At 36.6% G+C, this 15,237-nt stretch carries 16 protein-coding genes; 5 read left to right on the top strand and 11 right to left on the bottom strand.

The features are described from left to right. The first annotated feature begins 342 nt into the window (after positions 1-342). The 3 genes from nifJ to THEXY_RS09885 all read left to right on the top strand — a co-directional run bounded on the left by nifJ (position 343) and on the right by THEXY_RS09885 (position 6,246). Positions 343-3,870 (top strand): pyruvate:ferredoxin (flavodoxin) oxidoreductase, encoded by a 3,528-nt coding sequence (gene nifJ / locus THEXY_RS09875; protein WP_013788692.1) that lies wholly within the window; start codon positions 343-345, stop codon positions 3,868-3,870. Positions 3,871-4,015: 145 nt separating this feature from the next. Then, the gene (locus THEXY_RS09880) at positions 4,016-5,227 is read left to right on the top strand and encodes an NADP-dependent isocitrate dehydrogenase (protein ID WP_013788693.1); all 1,212 of its coding nucleotides are present in this window, start codon (positions 4,016-4,018) and stop codon (positions 5,225-5,227) included. 71 nt (positions 5,228-5,298) lie between these two features. Further along, positions 5,299-6,246 carry an AEC family transporter gene (locus THEXY_RS09885; RefSeq protein ID WP_013788694.1) on the top strand — a complete coding sequence of 316 codons (948 nt, stop codon included), beginning with the start codon at positions 5,299-5,301 and terminating at the stop codon, positions 6,244-6,246. 23 nt (positions 6,247-6,269) lie between these two features. On the opposite strand, the gene THEXY_RS12230 is transcribed toward THEXY_RS09885, so the two are convergent. Further along, positions 6,270-6,827, bottom strand: coding sequence for a hypothetical protein (locus THEXY_RS12230; protein WP_013788695.1), 558 nt, complete (start codon positions 6,825-6,827; stop codon positions 6,270-6,272). A 216-nt stretch (positions 6,828-7,043) separates the two neighbouring features. Here THEXY_RS12230 and THEXY_RS09895 point away from each other — a divergent pair, with 216 nt between their 5' ends. Together THEXY_RS09895 and THEXY_RS09900 are read left to right on the top strand one after the other, a co-directional pair. Next, on the top strand, positions 7,044-7,502 hold the full coding sequence (locus THEXY_RS09895) for an FMN-binding protein (RefSeq protein WP_013788696.1): 459 nt from the start codon (positions 7,044-7,046) through the stop codon (positions 7,500-7,502). 129 nt (positions 7,503-7,631) lie between these two features. Continuing rightward, positions 7,632-8,717 (top strand): VIT1/CCC1 transporter family protein, encoded by a 1,086-nt coding sequence (locus tag THEXY_RS09900; RefSeq protein WP_013788697.1) that lies wholly within the window; start codon positions 7,632-7,634, stop codon positions 8,715-8,717. A gap of 3 nt (positions 8,718-8,720) precedes the next feature. Here the strand turns inward: THEXY_RS09900 and THEXY_RS09905 are convergent, their stop codons facing one another. From THEXY_RS09905 to THEXY_RS09950, 10 genes are all read right to left on the bottom strand, one after another. Beyond that, entirely contained in the window at positions 8,721-9,227 is a 507-nt protein-coding gene (locus THEXY_RS09905; RefSeq protein WP_013788698.1) for a hypothetical protein, read from the bottom strand. Positions 9,228-9,239: 12 nt separating this feature from the next. Then, on the bottom strand, positions 9,240-9,851 hold the full coding sequence (locus tag THEXY_RS09910; RefSeq protein ID WP_013788699.1) for a J domain-containing protein: 612 nt from the start codon (positions 9,849-9,851) through the stop codon (positions 9,240-9,242). Beyond that, positions 9,827-10,729 (bottom strand): DUF5685 family protein, encoded by a 903-nt coding sequence (locus THEXY_RS09915; protein WP_013788700.1) that lies wholly within the window; start codon positions 10,727-10,729, stop codon positions 9,827-9,829. Before THEXY_RS09915 ends, THEXY_RS09910 begins: the two co-directional genes overlap by 25 nt. A 79-nt stretch (positions 10,730-10,808) precedes the next feature. Next, positions 10,809-11,300: a QueT transporter family protein gene (locus tag THEXY_RS09920; RefSeq protein WP_013788701.1), complete on the bottom strand. Its 492-nt coding sequence runs from the start codon at positions 11,298-11,300 to the stop codon at positions 10,809-10,811. 66 nt (positions 11,301-11,366) lie between these two features. After that, complete coding sequence (gene vapC / locus THEXY_RS09925; protein WP_013788702.1) at positions 11,367-11,762, bottom strand: type II toxin-antitoxin system VapC family toxin; 396 nt, start codon at positions 11,760-11,762, stop codon at positions 11,367-11,369. Then, positions 11,752-11,967 carry a type II toxin-antitoxin system VapB family antitoxin gene (locus THEXY_RS09930; protein ID WP_013788703.1) on the bottom strand — a complete coding sequence of 72 codons (216 nt, stop codon included), beginning with the start codon at positions 11,965-11,967 and terminating at the stop codon, positions 11,752-11,754. Before THEXY_RS09930 ends, vapC begins: the two co-directional genes overlap by 11 nt. A 105-nt stretch (positions 11,968-12,072) precedes the next feature. After that, entirely contained in the window at positions 12,073-12,834 is a 762-nt protein-coding gene (cobS, locus tag THEXY_RS09935) for an adenosylcobinamide-GDP ribazoletransferase (RefSeq protein ID WP_013788704.1), read from the bottom strand. Between the two features lie 15 nt (positions 12,835-12,849). Then, on the bottom strand, positions 12,850-13,416 hold the full coding sequence (gene cobU, locus THEXY_RS09940; RefSeq protein WP_013788705.1) for a bifunctional adenosylcobinamide kinase/adenosylcobinamide-phosphate guanylyltransferase: 567 nt from the start codon (positions 13,414-13,416) through the stop codon (positions 12,850-12,852). A gap of 24 nt (positions 13,417-13,440) precedes the next feature. Further along, entirely contained in the window at positions 13,441-14,490 is a 1,050-nt protein-coding gene (gene cobD, locus THEXY_RS09945) for a threonine-phosphate decarboxylase CobD (protein WP_013788706.1), read from the bottom strand. A 10-nt stretch (positions 14,491-14,500) separates the two neighbouring features. Further along, on the bottom strand, positions 14,501-15,232 hold the full coding sequence (locus THEXY_RS09950; RefSeq protein WP_041592121.1) for an AIR synthase related protein: 732 nt from the start codon (positions 15,230-15,232) through the stop codon (positions 14,501-14,503). Between the last annotated feature and the right edge of the window lie 5 nt (positions 15,233-15,237).

The raw sequence follows: 15,237 nt of genomic DNA on the forward strand, positions 1-15,237 counted from the left end.
AAGTCAATCCCTGCTTAACAAAATACGCAATTAGCCGAAATATTAAATTGTAGATGCTGTGGTACTTTAATTAATATTATATCACATAATATGACCAGCTCATAATTTTATGAATAAAATTTTGTCAAAAAAATATTTTTATATTTTAATCATCTGTGATATAATTATCGTGGAACTGTTATATAAAGTCTAAAGGTATATATATAAGCATTTTCAGAAAACTGTTATATAATTGCTTAATAGCTGTTGTATAACAGTACATATTTGTTTATGCTGTATTATAATAGTTTGCTTATATATCCTTAGATTTAAATATAAATTTAAAAAGAGAGGGGAAATACAATGTCGAAGGTTATGAAAACCATGGATGGCAATACAGCCGCTGCACACGTGGCATATGCCTTTACAGAAGTAGCTGCCATCTATCCTATAACTCCATCATCACCTATGGCAGAGCATGTCGATGAATGGAGTGCCCACGGCAGAAAAAATCTCTTTGGGCAAGAAGTAAAAGTCATTGAGATGCAGTCAGAAGCAGGTGCTGCTGGTGCAGTACACGGTTCTCTTGCTGCTGGTGCACTAACTACAACATTCACAGCATCACAAGGATTACTATTGATGATTCCTAATATGTACAAGATCGCTGGTGAGCTTTTGCCAGGCGTATTCCACGTTAGTGCTCGTGCGCTTGCATCACATGCACTATCAATATTTGGTGATCATCAAGACGTAATGGCATGCAGACAAACAGGATTTGCACTTCTTGCATCAGGCAGTGTTCAAGAAGTCATGGACTTAGCAGCTGTCGCACATTTGTCAGCTATTAAAAGCAGAGTGCCATTTTTACATTTCTTTGACGGATTTAGGACATCCCACGAGTATCAAAAGATAGAAGTAATGGACTATGAAGACTTGAGAAAGCTCATTGACATGGATGCAGTAAGGGAATTCAAAAAGAGAGCATTAAATCCAGAGCATCCTGTCACAAGAGGTACAGCTCAAAACCCTGACATATACTTCCAAGAAAGAGAAGCATCCAACAGGTACTACAATGCTGTACCAGAAATAGTAGAGGAATACATGAAAGAAATAAGCAAGATTACTGGCAGAGAGTACAAGCTATTCAACTACTATGGTGCTCCTGACGCTGAACGCATTGTAATTGCTATGGGTTCAGTTACAGAGACAATAGAGGAAACAATCGACTACTTGCTGAAAAAAGGCGAAAAAGTAGGTGTCGTAAAAGTACACCTCTACAGACCTTTCTCATTTAAACACTTCATGGATGCTATACCAAAGACAGTAAAGAAAATCGCTGTTCTTGATAGAACAAAAGAAGCAGGCGCATTTGGCGAACCACTTTACGAAGATGTAAGGGCGGCATTCTATGAAAGTGAAATGAAGCCTGTTATCGTAGGAGGCCGTTACGGTTTAGGCTCTAAAGACACCACACCAGCTCAAATAGTGGCAGTATTTGATAATCTAAAATCAGACACCCCGAAAAACAACTTCACAATTGGCATAGTAGATGATGTGACATACACATCGCTCCCTGTTGGTGAAGAAATTGAAACAACGCCAGAAGGCACTATAAGCTGCAAATTCTGGGGCTTTGGTTCGGACGGTACCGTCGGTGCAAACAAGAGTGCTATACAGATTATCGGCGATAATACTGATATGTACGCACAAGCATACTTCTCATACGATTCTAAGAAATCTGGCGGTGTAACAATATCCCACTTGCGCTTTGGCAAAAAGCCTATAAGGTCAACATACCTTATAAACAATGCTGATTTTGTAGCATGCCATAAACAAGCTTACGTGTACAACTACGATGTACTTGCAGGCCTTAAAAAAGGCGGTACATTCTTGTTAAACTGCACATGGAAACCAGAAGAACTTGATGAAAAGTTACCTGCTTCCATGAAGAGGTACATCGCTAAGAACAACATCAATTTCTACATCATAAATGCAGTTGACATAGCAAAAGAATTAGGACTTGGTGCAAGAATAAACATGATAATGCAATCAGCATTCTTTAAGCTTGCAAACATCATTCCTATTGATGAAGCAGTTAAGCACTTAAAAGACGCTATTGTGAAGTCTTACGGTCATAAAGGCGAAAAGATAGTCAATATGAACTACGCAGCCGTCGATCGTGGAATAGATGCACTTGTTAAGGTAGATGTTCCTGCATCGTGGGCAAATGCTGAAGACGAAGTTAAAGTAGAAAGAAATGTTCCTGATTTCATAAAAAATATAGCAGATGTTATGAATAGACAAGAAGGAGACAAATTGCCTGTAAGTGCCTTTGTAGGCATGGAAGACGGTACATTCCCAATGGGCACTGCAGCATATGAGAAACGCGGTATCGCTGTAGATGTGCCTGAATGGCAGATGGACAACTGCATACAGTGCAACCAGTGTGCATATGTATGTCCACATGCAGCAATTAGGCCATTCCTCCTAAATGAAGAAGAAGTCAAGAACGCTCCTGAAGGATTTACTTCTAAAAAAGCTGTCGGTAAAGGCTTAGAAGGATTAAACTTCAGAATTCAGGTAAGTGTGCTTGATTGTACAGGTTGCGGCGTATGCGCAAACACATGTCCTTCAAAAGAAAAGTCTTTAATAATGAAGCCTTTAGAAACGCAGTTAGATCAGGCAAAGAATTGGGAATACGCTATGTCATTATCTCACAAAGAAAATCCATTAGGAACAGATACGGTAAAAGGCAGCCAATTTGAGAAGCCTTTGCTTGAATTCTCAGGTGCTTGCGCAGGATGCGGTGAAACACCATACGCAAGGCTTGTAACACAATTGTTTGGCGACAGAATGCTTATCGCAAACGCTACAGGTTGCTCGTCCATCTGGGGTGGCAGTGCACCATCTACACCGTACACAGTAAATAAAGATGGTCATGGTCCAGCTTGGGCTAACTCATTATTTGAAGACAACGCTGAGTTTGGCTTCGGTATGGCATTGGCTGTAAAACAACAGAGAGAAAAATTAGCTGATATAGTAAAAGAAGCATTAGAATTAGATCTTACTCAAGATCTAAAGAATGCCTTAAAGTTATGGCTTGACAACTTCAACAGCTCAGAGATAACAAAGAAGACAGCCAATATCATAGTTTCGTTGATACAGGACTACAAGACAGATGACGCAAAAGTCAAGGAACTTTTAAATGAAATACTTGATAGGAAAGAATATCTTGTCAAGAAGTCACAGTGGATATTTGGCGGTGACGGTTGGGCATACGATATAGGCTTTGGCGGACTTGACCACGTGTTAGCATCTGGTGAAGACGTAAATGTTCTTGTATTTGATACAGAAGTATATTCAAATACAGGTGGTCAATCATCAAAAGCAACGCCAGTAGGCGCTATAGCACAATTTGCTGCGGCAGGTAAAGGAATCGGCAAGAAGGATTTAGGCCGCATCGCAATGAGCTATGGATATGTCTATGTTGCACAGATAGCTATGGGCGCTAACCAAGCACAGACAATAAAAGCTTTGAAAGAGGCAGAAAGCTATCCTGGCCCATCGCTTATAATAGCATATGCTCCATGTATCAACCACGGCATCAAGCTTGGAATGAGCTGCAGCCAGATAGAAGAAAAGAAAGCAGTTGAAGCTGGTTACTGGCATCTATACAGGTACAACCCAATGCTTAAAGCTGAGGGCAAGAATCCATTCATCCTTGACTCTAAGGCTCCAACAGCTTCATACAAAGAATTCATCATGGGAGAAGTTCGCTACTCTTCACTGGCAAAGACATTCCCAGAAAGAGCAGAAGCTTTGTTTGAAAAAGCTGAAGAGCTTGCAAAAGAAAAATACGAGACATACAAGAAGCTTGCTGAACAAAATTAGCTTCACTACAATTAATGAGCGAATTACTTTCGCTCATTAATTTTTATATATCGATTTAATTGCCTCCTTCTAAATTTTTCTCTTGTTTATCTATTTAATGTTTTATATAATTAATGTTATAAACTACGTAAAAGGAGCGGATGATATGAGAGAAAAGATAAAGATGGCAAATCCTATCGTAGAGCTGGATGGCGATGAAATGACCAGAATCATCTGGCAGATGATAAAAGACATGCTTATACACCCTTTTGTCGAACTGAATACAGAATACTACGATCTGGGTCTTAAAAATAGAGATTTAACAGATGATCAGGTAACTGTTGATGCCGCTTATGCAATAAAAAAGCACAAAGTAGGCGTCAAGTGCGCTACTATAACACCTAATGCTCAAAGAGTCGAAGAGTACAATTTAAAAAAGATGTGGAAAAGCCCCAATGGTACTATAAGGGCTATATTAGATGGTACTGTTTTTAGAACACCTATACTTGTAAATGGAATAAAACCTCTCGTAAAAAACTGGACAAAACCTATAACGATTGCTCGTCACGCTTATGGAGATGTGTACAAAGATGTAGAATACAGAGTAGAAAAGGTAGCTAAAGCAGAATTAGTAGTGACGTACGACGATAATTCAATTGAAAGACAGATAATACACCAGTTTGACGGTCCAGGTATTTTGATAGGGATGCATAACATAGACAAGTCTATAAAAAGCTTCGCAAAAGCTTGTTTCAACTACGCATTAAGTCAAAAGCAAGATTTATGGTTTGCCACAAAAGACACTATCTCAAAAGTATACGACCACACTTTTAAAGACATATTCAATGATATGTACGAAAGTGAGTACAAAGATAAATTCAAAGAAGCCGGAATCGAATATTTTTACACATTGATAGACGACGCAGTGGCAAGAGTCATAAGATCAGAAGGCGGCATGATATGGGCTTTAAAAAATTACGACGGAGATGTAATGTCAGACATGGTTGCTACTGCCTTTGGAAGTTTGGCAATGATGACATCCGTATTAGTATCGCCTGATGGCGACTTTGAATACGAAGCAGCCCATGGAACGGTGACGCGTCATTATTACAAGTATTTACAAGGTGAAGAAACATCTACAAACCCTATCGCTACTATATTTGCATGGACTGGCGCATTGAAAAAGCGGGGTGAATTAGACAATAACAAGCATTTAATGAAGTTTGCTGAAAAATTAGAGGAAGCATCGTTAAAGACAATAGAAAATGGCATAATGACTAAAGATTTAGCTGCAATCTCAGAACTTCCTGATAAAAAGGCTGTAAACACCAAAGAATTTTTAAACGAAATCAAAACCAACCTCGAAAAGTTGCTTTAATTAAGAAATGCTCTTTAGCCATTAAAGGGCATTTCTGCCTTTTCAAATATAAATTTTGCGAGGGATATAAATTGGTATTATTAAATGGAATTGAAAGCATTTTACCCATTGTCTTCATCATCGCCTTAGGTTATATTCTTTCGTATAAAAAGTGGCTGGATGAATCTGCATCTGAGCTTTTTTCAAGAATCGTCGTCAAGATCTCCCTTCCATGTCTCATGTTCTACACCGTCATAGAAAATCTTGAAAGAAGTCAGTTGTCTCACATGATATTTGGCTTAATCGCCGCTTTTTTAAGCATTTTAATAACATATTTAATCGCTAATATATTTGTAATCTTGCTGAAATTCGACAGAAAAAAGGCAGGCTTGTTTTCTGCCATATTTGCCTTTTCAAATACGATATTTGTAGGTCTTCCTGTCAATCAAGCTCTTTTTGGCAATAAAGCCGTCCCGTACGTGCTTTTGTATTACGTTGCAAATACAACGCTGTTTTGGACGATGGGGCTTTACAACATAAGAAAAGATGTAGAAAACCCAAATGGAGATTTTTCAATGTATCAGGCATTAAAAAAGATATTTTCTGCACCGCTTTTAGGATACATTGTAGGCATCATCTTCATATTGCTGGGAATAAAAACGCCTCAATTTTTGGTTGACACAGCAAAATACATCGGGCAGCTTACAACACCTCTCTCTATGATCTTTATAGGAATATCCATCTACATGACAGACTTGAAAGATTTTAAGCTTGACAAAAACGTCTTATTTTTGCTTATAGGCCGCATTATAATAGCACCCATCATAACGATACTGGTACTTCACCTTTTCAAACTCAACATTTTGATGGAAAAAGTATTCGTCATTCAAAGCGCTTTACCTGTGATGACGCAAATAGCAATTGTAGCCCATGCCTACAAAAGCGACCAGAAATACCCATCTATAATGATAGCCGCAACAAATCTTCTAAGTTTAATCGTGGTGCCAATATATATGTACATAATAAGCAATATATTTTAAAGGGCAGTTTCTGCCCTTTTTTACTATTTGCCCTCATTTAAGTAATTTAATATATCCTGCTTTTGGCTTTCTGTTATCTTCTTGTCTTTTACAGCTTTTTCAAGGACATTTCTGAATTTTTTGTACCCACTTCCCCTTTTAAATCCTTTCATTCCTGGAGGAAAACCTGTTCCATCCCATTTGTTTACCTTGTCAGTGTATTTTTTAATAATCTCATTTGCCTTATCCTGTGAAATCTTCCCACTTTGTACTTTCTTGTTTAAATTAGCAGTGAAATCATTTATAAGCTTCTGCCGCTTTTGAGAAAGTGTCAAACTGTTAAGCTCTTTTATATATTGTTCTTTTTCATTTATCCTTGAAATCATGCTGTCATACTTTTCTTTGCTTATTTTGCCTTGGTTGTACTTTTCAGTAACCTTCCCCTTTATATCCTCCAATTTTTTTATTGGATCTACTTTATTTGGAGCGGCTGTTGAAATGATACTTTGCTGTGGTAGTGCAGTTTCATCTGCCAACGCCACCGTTGAAAAAAGCATAACACCAAGCATTGTAGCCGCCAACAATCTCTTGTATTTTATCATCGTTCATTTACCTCCTTCTGCGATATTGCGTAAAATTGTTTAAATAAAATCTGCACCTCCTTTTTCATTTACTATTATGTCCTGAAGTTGTGTCAGATTTTTGTTAAATCGATTAACAATTTGTAAAAGTTTTATGTTAAATTTTAGTGAATTTTTGAATAATATCATCTTCTTGAAGAAAAATAAATAGTAAATAACGAGTTTAGGAGGAATAAGATGAAAACATTAAGAAAAATCATATCTATAGCCATAATTGCAGTTTTGGCCCTAAGCCTTGTTTCATGCAAAACTATGACGAAGCCATCGACTCAAAAGCCAAAGCCTCAAACTACACCCAAGGTATCTTACAAAGATGGTACATACACAGGTGCTGGTCCAAAATGGTCTGAAGGCAGTGAAGATGCTACAGTCGTAATAAAAAATGGAAAAATAACAAGCATAACATTAAGGCGCTTAGATAAAAGCGGAAAAGAAATAAATTACGACAAATGGACAGGTCAAAAAGATCCAAAGACAGGCAAAGTATATCCTAATTTAAAAAAGTTCAGAGTCGATATGACCAATGAGATGATCAAAAAGCAAACTTACAATGTTGACACAATAGCAGGTGCCACAGTGACGACTACAAACTGGAAGATAGCTGTCAAAAACGCCTTAGAAAAGGCAAAAAAATAATACTTAAAAATGATTATAAAAAGGCATTAAAATGTGATAGTAAATCGCATTTTAATGCCTTTTTTATATGATGCCTTGTATGTTTACGACAAATAATATAAAATGAAATATATGGGAGGAGGAGTTGAAATGCAGGCAATCGAAAAGGCCAAAAAATTTTACTACGATGAATTAAATGCAAAACAGTTGTACTCTTACCTTGCAAAAGTAGAATCTAAAAAGGAAGTAAAGGAGTTATTTGAGGAACTGTCAAAGATTGAGGCAAATCATACGAAGTTTTGGTATGACTTTTTAAGCGATAGAGGTGTAAAGCTAAAACCAAAAGTGCGCGCTAACAGTCTGTGGTTTTATAAAATTCTACGGACACTCCTTGGAAGCCGCCTTTTTATAATACTTTTAGAGATGCAGGAATCAAACAGCACTGATGAATACTATGAATACTACAAGGACCCCATTCTAACAGAATCAGAGCGTCAAGGTCTCGCTTTAATCATAGAAGATGAACTAGAACATGAAAAAAATTTAGGCAACCAAAACAAAGAAGCAAATTTCTCCAATATACGAGACTTTATACTTGGCATGAACGACGGATTGGTAGAAATATTAGGAACTGTCACAGGCCTTTCGGCTGTGTACCAGAGCAAACCGCTTATCGTCGGTGCATCTGGCCTTGTGGTAGGTATTGCAGGCGCATTGTCTATGGCAATAGGCGCATATACATCTGTAAGATCTCAAAGACAGGTAAATGAAGGCATCAAAAGCAAGATGGAGCTTCTATTTAACGTATCAAAAAATAGAGCTAAAGAAGAACTTCTAAACAAGTTAAGTGAATCAGGCATACCTGACGATATAAGTCAAGAAATCGTAGAAAAATTAGGCGACAACGAAAATGCCATGGCAAATTTGCTGGTGGAAGAAGTAAAAGAAAATGAGATAAAATCAGCTTTGTACACAGGCTTGGCGTATTTGGTAGGACTTTTCTTTCCCGTCATTCCCTACTTCTTCATCACTTCATCATCGGTATTAGCATTGATTCTCTCTGTGATTTTCGCCGCTATAGCACTTTCTATCGTAGGTATGGTAGTCTCAATAGCCTCTGAAAGCCTATCCATAAAAAATAAAATACTCGAGATGGTATTGTCAGGTTTAGGAGCGGCAGCGCTGTCTTACCTATTCGGAACTTTTGTGCAGTTTGTATTCGGCATTAATGCGTAGTCATTAATGCCTTTTTATCTTTTTTAGATAAAACGACACAAAAACAGTGTATGTGTAATCGTAAATGACAAACGATATCTGTAGCAAAACAAAGACCATAACAATAAGATAAGAGCCTATAAATATATTTACAGCAAACACAAATTTAAACACGAAATAAATTACGGATAAAGATAGGTTAAATACAATAAGCTTTAAGACGTATTCCAAAAATCTATTTAACGAAAACCTCTCTATGTATGACTTTACAATGCCGTAAAATCCAAAAAAGCACGCATAATAAAAAGCTATCAACTTGTTTGGTATCAATATAAATGACAACAATGATGTAGCAATATAAAATACTAATCCTATATTAGCATTTGCTTCTATGACCATTATCGATGTAGAAAATGACGATAAAACCAGCAGAAAAAATCTACTTGTAGGCATTGCCGCAGAGATGAAAAGCAAAATCACATTTACAGCAGCAAGCATACCTCCTAAAGAAAGCGACCTCTCTCTTGACATAAAATCAACTCCCTAAAAGCATCTAAACATATCTCCGCCCATACATTCGCAGCATGTGTCACAAGCCCATATAGCAAAAAGAGTCTGACAGCAATCATCGTTCATCGTTCTTCGGTAAACATCACCTTGGTAAACACCTCTTTGCATCTCCATGTTGTTTAATGCTTCACGGTACTCAATATTGCCAGGATCCATGTTTACTGCCGTCCTAAAGCAGTTATACGCTTCCCCAAATCTTCCCCTCCTGTAATTTACATGGCCATAAAGATAATACCACTGCGCACTTCTATCAGCCATTCGATTTAAGATAGCTTCTGCAGCGTACAAGTCATTTCTGTTAAGGGCATTTATTACTTCATAATACATGGAACTACTATCGCTGTACGAGCCATTACCACTGTCATAAGTTCTATCATTGGCGTAATCTCTTCTAAAAGATTCTCCTTCCATTATAGCCTTATATGCATCGTTAATCTCCCTCAGTTTCTCCTCTGCCAAATCTTTAAGTGGATTGTCAGCATACTGGTCAGGATGATATTTTTTTACCAGTTCCCTGTATGCTTTTTTAACTTCTTCAATTGATGCTCCTTCTTTAAGTCCTAAGACTTCGTACGGATTTTGCATGATTTATCTCCTTCCATAACTCTCATAAATTCCATGTAAAGTCCAATTCTAAAAATATTGTCGATTATTCCAACATTCTTTTTTAACTTCAACTGTTCATACAATTTAACTATCGTAGAAAGCGTAAAAGTCAAATTAAATTTTGTCCACTCTTTGATTTCCTCTAACATAGGTTCTAACTCATCTTCCTGCATTTTGTCATAAGAAAGATTGTACTGGTATATAAAAGGATTGTAACTGCCATTTTCTAAATCATTCTTCAAATCGTCGTAGGCATCTAAAATATATACAAATCTTCCTAAATGATACGCAATTTGGCCGACTTTGGCATAATCTTCATCGCCAATTTTTAGGTCATCAATTAAAAACATTTCTTTCATGACATTGGCAAATGGTTCAGAAGCTACATCAACAGATGAACACTTCGTCTCTTCCAAGCTTTTTAAGACTTCTAAATACCCTTTTATTTTTTCCGCCTTTTTAGAATATGACTTATAAGACTTTCTAAATTTTGTCTTAAAAAAAGGCTCTAATAAAGTTGCGTTTAAAGATTTATCATCTTCTTTGTCATCCAAAAATTTATAGTACATAAGTATGGCATTCATATCTGCCGCATAAGCAATATACGGGTTTTCTTTAATAATAGGCTTTTTCTTAAATGGATTCGCCACACAGCTTTCTTCTCTTATGCATATCTCCTCGTCAGACAAAGCCGATAAAAAAATTGCAAGATACGTAAGCTCATAGTTTAAAGTCAATCGGCTTATCTCGCCATATTTTCTTCCGATTTCCTTGCAAAGGCCACAGTAATACGCCTTAAAAACATCATAATCTTTTATCTTCATCTCAGGTTTGTATGGCTTTATATATCCAAACATAGCATCTTCCTTAAAAAAATAATCCTGATTTTATTTTATCAGGATGTAAAAGCTATTTCAAATTAAATGTATATTAAGTCTATCCGATCATGCTTTTTATCTTGTCATTTTTATCTATGTACAAAAGCAGTGGCAATCCCAGCACATAGCACGCTATCATCTCACCCAATCCAACCCATAGCATCGAAGCCACAAGAGGAAGTTTGTAAAGGAAATTTAATTCTATTCCGATGATGATTCCATTTATTACAACTGGCGGCAACGGTGCTAAATATCGCTTATACCTAAGATTCGATTTGCCAATATAGTACGTTATTACAGCACTAATTAGCGTCGCTAAAGAACCAAAAACCACATCGAATATTCCATTCCCGCCTATCATATTTGCAATTATACACCCAACAAAAAGCCCAAAAATGGAATACGACGAAAAGAAAGGCATAATTGTAAGTGCTTCAGCAACCCTTACTTGTACTTGACCATAGCTTATAGGCGCAAGAGCCACTGTGACGACTGCGTACACTGCAGCAATCAATGCTCCGTAGACTATCTTCTTAGTTTTACTGTTCAATTTTATCTCCTCCGTAGTTTTGTTTATAGACAGGATTTTGCGAACTGTCTTTACTCTATTATACAGTTAAACGGCTATATGGTCAAACAGTTTAACGCCGTCTATCATTTTAAAATGTCCATCAAATGAGAATATCATCATATCATTTTTAATCGATAAATAAGCGATAAGTACATCTGATAGTGGTATGGTTTTGCCATCTCTCCTTAACTTAAAAGAAAGCTTTCCAATCTCAATCCAATCTTTATAATCACATGATACCGTCGGTATCGAATCAATATACCTTTCAAGCATCCCTCTCTCTTTTTCTGTCTTCACTCCTTGAAAAAGTTCAGCAATTATAAGGCCTGTTATATAGACTTTGCCCTGCAAAAGCATATCATCGATAATCTCAACAATCTCTCGTTTGTCCCTAAAATATTCTATCCATACAGATGTATCAACAAGTATATTATCTTTCATCGATTTCCATGCTCCTTAATCTTTCAATATCTGAAGAATCTACTGCAAAGTTTATCCTTCCTTTAAGTTTCATCAAATGCTGCAATTTTTTCATCCTTATGGCATCCTTCAACGCCTCTTCAACAGCTTTCGACCTGTTGTTCGTCTCATACAACATCTCAGCTTCTTTGAGAATATCCTCAGATACATTTATTGTCGTACGCATATCATCATCCCCTTCATACCTATAATACATCAATATGTTATGATAATCAAGATGATAAATTTAATCTTAAAATTATTCATGCTTTATCTGAACTTTTTTAAACACCTACAACTTTATGGCGCTCATTAGATACATCGAAACAGCAATCACAAGCTCTGCAAATTCATTGACAGCACCTAATGTATCACCTGTCATGCCACCTATTCTCATGGATATGTACTTAGTGATAATATACGTGACAATTGATGATACAGCTAAAAGCTTCAGTAATGCTGTGAAATGAACAAAATATATGCCTATAACTGATGTAAACAATAAGCTTAATATTAACTCCACCATAGATATTTTCCCTATGATAAGTCCTCCCAGACCTTCTCCACCTCTTGCCGATTTCGATACATACGCTGCTAAAATTATGGAAAAACGTCCAACGAGAGGCATCAATATCAATGTAGAATATATGAGATTACTCTTGATGTCAGTTAAAAACAATATCTTCAAAATTATTAAAAAAACCAAAGCGAGAACTCCATTCGTCCCAAGCCTTGAATCCCTCATTATCTCAAGCATTCTATCACGACTTCTGTTGCTAAAAAGGCCATCGAATGTATCTGCAAACCCATCGATGTGCATAGCACCTGTCAGAATGTACGATGATGCTACAGCTACTGTGACAGCTATTTCCCGGGGAAATATATTTTTAGAAACAAAAAACATGAAACTTGCAACAGCACCAATAAATCCTCCTACAAGCGGGAAATATTTGACTATCCTGTGAAAGTCATTTCTATCTGCATCAATTTGGATATTAATAGGTATCCTTGTCATAAATTGAAACGATAATATAAAAGCTTTTATCTCATCCATCATTTTCTCATCACATCACCGCAAGCTATTATTTTTTATTTCTAAGGGTATGCCTGAAACCATAAAGTAGACATAATCAGCATTCTCAGCAATTTTTTTGTTCATTCTACCTGATATGTCCCTAAATATCCTTCCCAATTTATATTCCGGGACAAGTCCCATTCCAACTTCATTTGTCACAACTATTACATCTTTATCCTTCTCTTTAGAGGCTTTTATCAAGCCATCAACTTCCCCGGTTACTTTTTCTTCAGCTCTTACTACATCTTCTATATCTTTCTCTTCCCACGTCATATCAATTTCTAACAGGAGATTGGACACCATCACTGTCAGACAGTCTAAAAGCACAGCTTTCTTATCTGTGCTTCTTATTATATCAGAAATGCCTTTGTAAACTTCTGCTGTTTCCCACTCCTTTGGCCTTCTTTCCCTGTGCCTACTAACTCTTTCTTTCATCTCATCATCAAACGGTATAGATGTAGCTATGTAAAGTACGCTGTAACCAGCATATTTTACAGCAAGACTTTCTGCAAACTGGCTTTTGCCAGACCTTGCACCACCTGTCACCATAATCAAAGCCAATAAAAACACCTTCTTTCGGAAAAATCATTTTAAAATTTCTTTTATAGCTTCTACCAATTTTACATTGTCATCATGGCTTTTTACAGCCACTCGAAAATACCTATCGTCCAAATACCTGAAATTTGAAGCATCTCTTATTAGTATCCCTCTTTTTAATAATTCTTCTTTTAAATCATTAACTCTCCGGTTCTTCAGCTTTAAAAGCATAAAATTGACTTGCGTATCAAAAACGACTAATCCATCTATCTTTTTAAGCTCATTCGTCAAATAATCTACTTCCTCTTTTATGTATTTTCTTGTATTTTCCATAAATTTGACATCAGCAAAAATCTTTCTTCCTGCTGCATCAGCAAAAACATTTACCGTCCAAGGCTCTTTATAAGCTTCCAATCTCTTTATCAAATTTTCACTTCCAAAACCGTATCCTAAGCGCAATCCTGGCAGACCAAAAAATTTGGTGGCAGCTCTTATGATAAAAAGATTATCGTAGTCATTTATGAGATCTAAAGACTGGTATTCCTCATAATCGTATATAAATTCCATAAACGCCTCATCTATCATCACTGGCAAATCAAGCTTTTTCGCTTCCTTCACCATGTATTCCACATCTTTTCGCTTTATTGCCTTTCCTGTAGGATTATTTGGATTTCCTATGATGACAGAATCTACTTCTTTGAGGCGATTTACTATTTCATCTGCATCAATCACGTATCCATTTTTTTCAGGAATTTGGTAGTAGAAAGGATTTCCCCCTAACAAAGTGACTGCTCTTTCGTATTCCAAAAAAGCAGGTGATGGTATAAGGGGCTTTTTCAGAAAAAATGCTCTAACAAAAAGGTAAATAAGTTCAGAAGCACCATTGCCAACTATTATATTTTCACTTTTCAGCCCTGTATATTTTGAAATAGAATTTTTCAATTTTGTGTAGTTTACATCAGGGTACTTTGTCAAATCCACAATATCAATGGAATCTTTTATACACTCCGGAAAGCCAAGAGGATTTATGTTTGAACTAAAATCTATCACATCTTTATCGTAAACATATATATTGCCACCATGTTCGTATTTATCCATTCAATTCACCTCAAAATAGTCTTCCTAACCGAATAAATGGCTTGTCTAAGAGATTTTTAACTATCTGCCTATCATCTTCTTTGTAAACTACAATGCAACATGTGGAAGGTCCACCTGACTTTCCATCATCAATCTCGTCATCGTATTTTCTTAATAAATCTAGTCCAGAAGTAAATTTAAGCACATCAAGTTCATATTTTATTCCCTTTGATCCTACAGGAATGGCTTCTGCTATTTCGCCGCATCTAAATATTTTCACATAATCTTTAAGGGAAAGAATATCGTTAAAACGCAAAACCTCTTGTCCAACTCGGGGGTAACCAAAAAGTCCTACTTCCATGCCTGCCATAGCCTTTCGCACTTTTAAATCCTCTTTCGCTGCCCTTCCAATTGCTGTGACGCCAACACCTGTCATCGTTGAAGGAAAATTTTCCTCTGTGCTGCCAGTTAAAGCAACGTCATATATCTCATTTTCAACAAGCTCTTTTTTCATTCCATCTATGACCTTAATGCCAGTAGGATTCATTTCATTTGACAGCGTATCTGATATTGCGATTGGCCAAACACCAACACATAGAAGCTCTGACAAAGCGACTTTAATGGCTGCTCTTCCTACCATCTCAGCATCTACCTTTAAAACATCATTTTCCTTTTCCCCGATTGCACCTGTGCTGTCACATGATACGGCGAATGCAACATCACCTTCGTGTATGATTAAAACATCCCTGTACTTCTCTATCATATGCA

Origin of the sequence: Thermoanaerobacterium xylanolyticum LX-11, assembly GCF_000189775.2 — a bacterium.
Classification (GTDB): domain Bacteria; phylum Bacillota; class Thermoanaerobacteria; order Thermoanaerobacterales; family Thermoanaerobacteraceae; genus Thermoanaerobacterium; species Thermoanaerobacterium thermosulfurigenes.